This window comes from Aetokthonos hydrillicola CCALA 1050, assembly GCF_017591665.1.
Taxonomy (GTDB): Bacteria; Cyanobacteriota; Cyanobacteriia; order Cyanobacteriales; family Nostocaceae; genus Aetokthonos; species Aetokthonos hydrillicola.
On the sequence record NZ_JAAKGC010000181.1, the window covers coordinates 1 to 6613 of the forward strand.

Here is a 6613-nt window from a genome sequence, read left to right on the forward strand (position 1 = left end):
CCCATGCCCTATGCCCCATGCCCCATGCCCTATGCCCCATGCCCCATGCCCCATGCCCCATGCCCCATGCCCCATGCCCTATGCCCTACTGCGCAGTCTCCCGTTTAGGATGATTAGCACGCCATTGCTGACGTAATTCTTGAAGTTTTGTCTGTTGATCGGGAGTCAAAACTGCATTGATTTGCTCTCTAGAGGATTGCCAAATTTGCTTTAATTGGCTTTTCTGATCCTCGGTGAGATTCATCGCCTGTCTCGCAGCTTTGAAACCCTGACGATTTTGCATTGCAGTTTTGAAAGCTTGTTCTTGATCTGGAGTGATAACTTGTTTACTTTGTTCACGAGTTTGCTGGTGAATCTGCTTGATTTGGGCTTTTTGCGCGTCTGAGAGTCCAAGTTGTTCAAAAAATCTACCTCTATGATGATGAGGAGATGTTGCCTGCGCTAGTTGTAAAGGTGCATTTAATGTTGTGTTTGCTTTAGCTGCGAAAGGAGCTGCGGTTAATGTAAGAGCAAATACTCCAGCAATTAATGATAAAGTTTTAATTTTCATTGATTTACCTAGTGGCTTTAGTTTTGATACCACCATGCTATAAATTTGCATCTACGGGATGACAGAAACTAAAGTCACAACATTTTTGTGACTTGAGTAATAGTTTTATTTACACTGAAGTGAGTCTGTTGCAAAAACCTATTGCTACTTTTGCCTTATCAATTGTCTAAGCTTCTCTTTTCCTTTGGATTATTTTTATAATTCCCAGAGAATTTCATTGAATACACTGAGAAGCTAATTTGTGGTGGGAGAAATTTACGCAAATACACGGATACTATAATTTTTGGTTCTGATACAATTTGCGGTTATCAAGCTGATTAGGGTGTGTTTATGACGGTTATTCGAGTCGATTTTGGTAGAACCGAACCCGAGGAGAAGAATGGTTTACCTGCAACTGATGAGGATTTGATAGCTTTAGCCCAAAAATTTTCTGATATTCAAATCCCTTATCAAGTTTTCTTACAAGCTATAGCTATTGCTGCTTATGACGTTGCGTCTGCTTTTCGCTATGCCGATAACTATCTCAATACCATCAAAAATGCAACTAAGAGGAGAAATCGGCTTTGGCGACGGCGAGATCCGTACTCTAAAATACAAGACGCTTGCGCACGTCGTTCGATTGGCAGGTAGCCTACCTTTGTAATCGAGGAAGCATTTCTTGGAGTCTAGTCTTATGTGTAAACACTGAGCGCGAGTTTGGCTGGTAGAATGTAGCGGGAATAGTATAGATTTTACTTGTGTCTGAATTCTTTTGAGAATCAACAATTACTTCTACCTCGTGATTTATACCAGTCAAATCGTCACATGTCATTAAATTCTACATTCTTCTTTATCGCATCAGTAAAAACACTATTTAACATGTATAAAATATAACTATTTGCTAATCGCTAATTTAACTTGATTACAGCAAAATTATAAATGTCCTCTTATTCGAGAATTAAAAAACTTTATTTAGGCTTACTAAACCTTTTTCTGAAATCAAATTGCCCTCTTTGCCAGCGTCCAACTTCCGTTGAATTATGTGAGCAATGTTATCGGCAATTGCAAAAATGCCACCTGCCTAATCCAAATTTTCTCTGGAAAAAACCTTTGCCAATATTCGGTTGGGGGAGCTACAGCAGTATCTTAAGAAGAGCAGTAGCCGCGATGAAGTATGAGAACCAACCTGAAATTGCTCGTCCTTTGGGGCAATGGTTGGGAGAAGCATGGCTTTTAAATTTACCTTTAAATTTGCTAGAATGCACTCAGCCAATTGTGGTTGTTCCTATTCCACTGCACCCTGATAAGCAAAAAGAACGGGGTTATAACCAAGCAGCCTTAATAGCACAAAGCTTTTGTCACACTACCGGGTTACAATTAAAACTAAACGGTTTGGAGCGAATACGAGAGACTCAAGCGCAGTATAGACTATCTGCTAGTGAACGAGAAAAAAACCTAGCTAGAGCCTTTACACTAGGAAAAGACTTTCGCGATCGCCACTCAAATTACCAAGTCCTTTTGCTTGATGACATATACACCACAGGCGCTACTGCCAAATCTGCAACAGAAACACTTCGTCAGGCAAAAATTGAAACTTTAGGATTAGCAGCAGTTGCTGTTGCCCAAAAAGACAAAAAAAATTTGTAGGCAATTTCCAACCACCAAAACTATAATTAACGAAACTGGTTGTATTTTCCGGGAGAAGTCTTTGGGTTAACAATCTCCAAGAAAATAGTCAAGAAAATTATAAGAAAAATTGGGTTGAAAAACCCGTCCTTTGAGGACGGGTCTATGGTATATTATTTAAATGTCAGTACAAGACATTTAAATAAAACCTACTCCCGGATTGGGAGGAAGTCACGCCTAAAACACTGCAAGGAGACACGCCAGGTGCTTCAAGCCGGGAAACCCGTCCAGCGCACTGGCTTATCAGTACGCCCATAAGGGCAAACGTATTGAGCCTAGGAACCTGTGAAAACAGGATATTAAGACTGAAAAGTCTTAAAAATCTCCGCTCCTTTAGGACGGAGAGTGTCAAGATAGCTAAGGCTTTTGCCGTGGTATTGAGAGAAGTTACAATCATCCCAGCTACATTGCTGACAATTTGTATAAGTGCAACGGCAACTTTTGGCCAAGTTGGTAAATTATATAGTCCAATACCTCTACCTCCAAGCAATGAGGTTTCTGATACTTTATCAGACAAAGACATTCCTACGGGTCAAGGTGGATTCGCTCGTGATTATACGGTTAAGCTGTTCAAGGGCGATAATTTGGCAATTGACTTAAATTCTGATAGCTTTGATACAATGCTCACACTGTTAGGTCCAGACGGATCGACAGTAGCAGAAAATGACGATGGCCCAGATGGTACAAGTAATTCTCTACTTTTTACCCGCATCACACAGACAGGAACATATATTGTTCGTGTTCGATCTTTTGGTGAAACTGGCGGCGGCTCCTTTAAGCTTAAGGTGACGCGACTGCAACCGGTTAAACAATAGTGATGGGGACTGGGTACTGGGTACTGGGAAAGAATACCCAATCCCCAATCCCCAATCCCCAATCCCCAATCACAACGTTGTACACACGCATAAAAGCAAAGCCTCAGTCCATTCAACGACTGCGCCATAGGTATCACCGGTGTGTCCCCCTAGTTTGCGAGCAAACCAAGCACTAGTTATGAAAGCGATCGCACTTCCAGCAAGTGTAATTCCAATAGCGCTCCAAAGTTGCTTTCTATCTAGTAGTATTTGGACTCCACTTAAACCTATCAGCACTAGCAGTCCTGGTAACAAATCTTTATAAGAACGAATGGCGGTTTTGTGAAAAGCTCCTTTACCAGTTGGTTTGAGATAAGGATATTGGAGAATTGCTAACTGTTGCCCCCAACGTCCCCATCCAGAAGCAGCCATAAGCACCAACCAACGGTTGTCTTGTATATCCGCTAATGCAGCTGTTTTCAGTAATAACAGTGCGATCGCAGCCATTGCTCCAAATGCACCTGTAACACTATCTGCCATCACTTCCAGCCGTCGCTCTTTATCTGCTACTGCTAATCCGTCGGCGGTATCCATGACTCCATCTAAGTGTAGTCCTCCGGTAATAGCAATCCAAATAGATACTACTAAGGCACTACGAGTTAATACTGGCATTCCTAAATATTTTATTGCCGCATCAAATAATCCCGCTATTCCTCCAATTATTAACCCCACATGAGGGGCAAAACATGCAACTTTTTGGAAATCTAGTGTTTCCGCGTACGGGATGTAGATACTAGTATAAAAGCAAACAGATGCTGATAGATCTAGAAGAAGTTGCTTAAACCACGGATGTTGCTTAGTCATAATAAGTTATATTATTTATCAATGCTTATTATTAAATAGCAGTGCTTTTGTTAAAGCTTTAAATAAAATTTACGCTTATAGTATCTTTAACAGTGAGAATTTTGTTATGCTTATCTCAGTGATAACAATTAAAATGTATGAAATTATACGTGTCTGGCATACAGAAAGTAGCAATTTATTCGTCACAGTTGCTCCACGGCTTTTTTAAACAAATAAAATAAATAAATTTATTCGCAGCCTTAAAAAAAAGCTCTCGACAAAGTTGATAATTATTAAAATGTAGGGGAGCAACAAAGCTGTTCAATAAAATGTTTAGCTGTGATGTATCTCTTCTGCGCTCATTTGCTATTTGATTATGAGTCACCATCTACCCGACATCAGGATACCTGCTCCATGCATTATCAATACAGGCGTAATCGTGAACAAGCTAGATATGCGGCGATTACTAGCTGATTTAGGTCGTGTCCAGTATATCTACACCCACGAAGGTGAATTGCAGAGTGAGGGTGAGGGGGATGTGTTGGAAGTGTTTGCCAATCCGCAACGGTCGACTCTAGTGGCTAACCATACCCTATATATTAATGTTTATAGTTTTGATTACTTGGAACTAAAACAGTCCGCGCAGAAGCAAACCTACTTTGATCTCATACAAGAGGGGATTTGTCTAAGGTTGATTCCTCTATCTACCCCTCAGCAAGAGCGACAAGAGCGGTGCTTAAACAACAGCATTATAGAAGCAATGCTAGAGCAGCTACTAACAGCACAATTAGATGCAGAACTCGATGACGACAATTGTGATCTGTTTTAATTTTTTTAATCATTTGTTTCTTGTCATTTGCTACTAATGACTAATGACAAAGGACAAATGATCGATGAGTATATTTTCTTTTCAAAGTGTTGGTTGCTGTAGCAAGACTTTAGCACGGGCAGGAGTTTTTTTTACCCCTCATGGTGTGGTTGAAACTCCACGATTTATGCCAGTTGGGACACTAGCGAATGTGAAAACCCTAACTCCATCTCAGCTTAAAGATACTGGTGCACAGATGGTGCTAGCTAACACCTATCATTTACACCTTCAACCAGGTGAAGCAATTGTTTCTGGAGGTGGAGGATTGCACAAGTTCATGGGTTGGGATGGTCCCATGCTTACTGATTCAGGGGGTTTCCAAGTCTTTAGCTTGAGCGAAATGAGAAAAATTACTGACGATGGTGTAACGTTCCGTTCACCTCACGATGGTCAAATTATCAATTTAACCCCAGAACGCTCAATAGAAATTCAAAATACTCTAGGCGCAGATGTGATAATGGCATTTGATGAATGTCCACCTTACCCAGCTAGTCGCGAAGAAGTAGAAGCTGCAACAGAACGCACTTATCGCTGGTTGAAACGGTGTATCGTAGCCCATCAACGTAGTGATCAAGCGTTGTTTGCCATTGTACAAGGAGGAGTCTATTTAGATTTACGCTCGGAAGCTGCTATTGCTTTATCTCAACTTGATTTACCTGGATATGCTATTGGTGGTGTGAGTGTGGGAGAACCTCCAGAATTAATGGCTAAGATCGTGCAAGCGACTGCACCATTATTGCCACGCGAAAAACCACGTTATTTGATGGGTGTAGGTACATATCGGGAAATGGCTATTGCGATCGCGTCTGGTATTGATTTATTCGACTGCGTAATTCCCACACGTTGGGCTAGACATGGTACAGCAATAGTACAGGGTGAACGTTGGAACCTCAAGAATGCTAAGTTTCGCGAAGACTTTACACCATTAGACGAAACTTGCTCTTGCTACACCTGCAAAAACTTTACCCGTGCTTATTTGTCCCACTTAATACGAGCCCAAGAAATTTTAGCTTATACATTATTGAGCATTCACAACATCACTGAACTCATTAGCTTTACACAAAAGATCCGAGAGGCGATATTGAGCGATCGCTTTGCTACAGATTTTGCGCACTGGCTTAGATAAACAGTTATCAGTTATCAGTTATCAGTTATCAGTCAAGAATAATGTATTTATCTTTGGGTTTAAGCCTTTCACCATAAGCCTTGATCGCTGATAACTGTTTACAGTTCACTGTTTAAGAGCTCATTTTTCCTTGAGGGTTTAGTTAAGAAATGTAAAAGCCCTCTCAGTATTGAGAGGGTTTATATAAAGTTATATTACTAAATTTTTTTTTCGTTACCTTAGAATATGCTCATGATCGTGAGAATACTAGCACTGGTGATCGCGACCAGAGCACCCATAACTATCGATTGATTCAAGGTGTTTGGAGTTTTGTAGTCTTTCATGTTCTGAATTTTTACTTATTTTTTATCTTTTCTTAAAGATATCAGGATTGGCATATTAATCAATATAAGTGCAGTAAAACTTAAAATCGCTTCATCTATCTTAGTAATTCCGAGAGTATTTACTAAGTAATGGATAGCCAAAAATTTTGTATAAATCCTACAAATAATATGATTTACTGAGTATTGCTTTGCTTTAAATGTTTTTCAGTAATTACCGTTGAGCTAGGAGATGTAATGTCTAAGACAAGTACTGGTTTAGGTTGGTTCTTAGGGATTGCAATTGCTTTCAGTACAAATTCTGCTTTAGCTCAAATTATCGCTGTTTTATTACTCTCGCCAGAATAAATTTGAAACCCTAGTTTTAGGGTAGTCACCCAAGCAGACTTTGTTTGTGTAGCCACGATTTCCAGTCACCTTGATTATTCTCTCGCCAGAGTCATAGAA

Annotated in this window: 7 protein-coding genes; 5 read left to right on the forward strand and 2 right to left on the reverse strand. The window is 40.2% G+C overall.

Going from position 1 to position 6613, the window contains the following annotated elements; all coding sequences use genetic code 11:
• Window positions 1-85 precede the first annotated feature (85 nt).
• Window positions 86-550, reverse strand: coding sequence for a Spy/CpxP family protein refolding chaperone (locus G4P69_RS34795; protein WP_208341568.1), 465 nt, complete (start codon window positions 548-550; stop codon window positions 86-88).
• A 330-nt stretch (window positions 551-880) separates the two neighbouring features.
• Here G4P69_RS34795 and G4P69_RS34800 point away from each other — a divergent pair, with 330 nt between their 5' ends.
• From G4P69_RS34800 to G4P69_RS34810, 3 genes are all read left to right on the forward strand, one after another.
• Entirely contained in the window at window positions 881-1180 is a 300-nt protein-coding gene (locus tag G4P69_RS34800) for a hypothetical protein (protein WP_208341569.1), read from the forward strand.
• A gap of 288 nt (window positions 1181-1468) precedes the next feature.
• A complete protein-coding gene (locus G4P69_RS34805; protein ID WP_208341570.1) occupies window positions 1469-2176 on the forward strand; it encodes a ComF family protein in 708 nt (235 codons plus the stop codon).
• Window positions 2177-2568: 392 nt separating this feature from the next.
• The gene (locus tag G4P69_RS34810) at window positions 2569-3030 is read left to right on the forward strand and encodes a PPC domain-containing protein (protein WP_208341590.1); all 462 of its coding nucleotides are present in this window, start codon (window positions 2569-2571) and stop codon (window positions 3028-3030) included.
• Between the two features lie 69 nt (window positions 3031-3099).
• Here the strand turns inward: G4P69_RS34810 and cobS are convergent, their stop codons facing one another.
• Complete coding sequence (gene cobS, locus G4P69_RS34815; RefSeq protein ID WP_208341571.1) at window positions 3100-3873, reverse strand: adenosylcobinamide-GDP ribazoletransferase; 774 nt, start codon at window positions 3871-3873, stop codon at window positions 3100-3102.
• 355 nt (window positions 3874-4228) lie between these two features.
• Between cobS and G4P69_RS34820 the strand changes: the two genes are divergently transcribed.
• Both G4P69_RS34820 and tgt read left to right on the forward strand, forming a co-directional pair.
• The gene (locus G4P69_RS34820; RefSeq protein ID WP_208341572.1) at window positions 4229-4681 is read left to right on the forward strand and encodes a hypothetical protein; all 453 of its coding nucleotides are present in this window, start codon (window positions 4229-4231) and stop codon (window positions 4679-4681) included.
• Window positions 4682-4745: 64 nt separating this feature from the next.
• Complete coding sequence (tgt, locus tag G4P69_RS34825; protein WP_208341573.1) at window positions 4746-5846, forward strand: tRNA guanosine(34) transglycosylase Tgt; 1101 nt, start codon at window positions 4746-4748, stop codon at window positions 5844-5846.
• The last annotated feature ends 767 nt before the right edge of the window (window positions 5847-6613 follow it).

Coding starts and splice junctions, on each gene's coding strand:
- G4P69_RS34800 (WP_208341569.1), top strand. CDS start 881: ATGACGGTTATTCGAGTCGATTTTGGTAGAACCGAACCCGAGGAGAAG.
- tgt (WP_208341573.1), top strand. CDS start 4,746: ATGAGTATATTTTCTTTTCAAAGTGTTGGTTGCTGTAGCAAGACTTTA.
- G4P69_RS34795 (WP_208341568.1), bottom strand. CDS start 550: ATGAAAATTAAAACTTTATCATTAATTGCTGGAGTATTTGCTCTTACA.
- cobS (WP_208341571.1), bottom strand. CDS start 3,873: ATGACTAAGCAACATCCGTGGTTTAAGCAACTTCTTCTAGATCTATCA.
- G4P69_RS34820 (WP_208341572.1), top strand. CDS start 4,229: ATGAGTCACCATCTACCCGACATCAGGATACCTGCTCCATGCATTATC.
- G4P69_RS34805 (WP_208341570.1), top strand. CDS start 1,469: ATGTCCTCTTATTCGAGAATTAAAAAACTTTATTTAGGCTTACTAAAC.